Source organism: Mesorhizobium sp. BHbdii (assembly GCF_053848045.1).
Genome location: NZ_JBSPKX010000055.1, coordinates 1 through 690 on the forward strand (window position 1 = coordinate 1; position 690 = coordinate 690).

Here is a 690-nt window from a genome sequence, read left to right on the forward strand (position 1 = left end):
AACGATGGTCGTCAGCAAGGTGGAATCCGGCTGCACGAGGTTGCCGACCGACACCAGCCGGCGGTCGACGCGGCCGGACAAGGGCGCCTTGATCTCGGTGAATTCCATGTTCAGGCTGGCCGTCGTCAGCGCAGCCGTCGCGCCCTGCATCTGCGCCTGCGCCGAAAGGTACTCCCGCCGGCGGTCGTCGACCGTCGCGGTTGAGATATTGCCGGTCTTGGCCAGTTCGTCAGCGCGATCCAGCTGCATCTTGGAGAATTCGAGCAGACTCTTGGCGACGTCCACTTGCGATTTGGCGGCATCATAAGCCGCCTGGTACGGACGCTGGTCGATGGTGAAGAGCAGGTCGCCCTTGTTGACCAGTGCGCCGTCCTGGAAGCTGACCTTGTCCAGATAGCCGCTGACGCGCGAGCGGATGGCGACCTGGTCGACGGCTTCGAAGCGCCCGACGAACTCGTCGTCTTCGACGATTTCACGGACCACCGGCTTGGCCGCCGTCACCACGGGTAGCTGCTGGTCCTGCGCAAACGCAGTGCTGCTGAAAGCCATGCCGAGCAGGAATGCCGCCGACACGGCGGTGGGGGCAAACCAACCGGCCGATCGACGGGGTCGCCCACCCGCGTCGCGATGCAATTGCGCATTCTCTGGGGTGTCCACTTGCGTCCTCGCTCGCTGGACCCGGAGGTCGGT

The 690-nt window shown here is 64.9% G+C and carries 1 protein-coding gene; it reads right to left on the reverse strand.

The genetic code is table 11. The annotated features are described in order from the left end of the window. Positions 1-549: efflux RND transporter periplasmic adaptor subunit (locus tag ACWTU8_RS31765; protein ID WP_455851246.1), on the reverse strand; the 549-nt coding region annotated here is incomplete at its 3' end. Between the last annotated feature and the right edge of the window lie 141 nt (positions 550-690).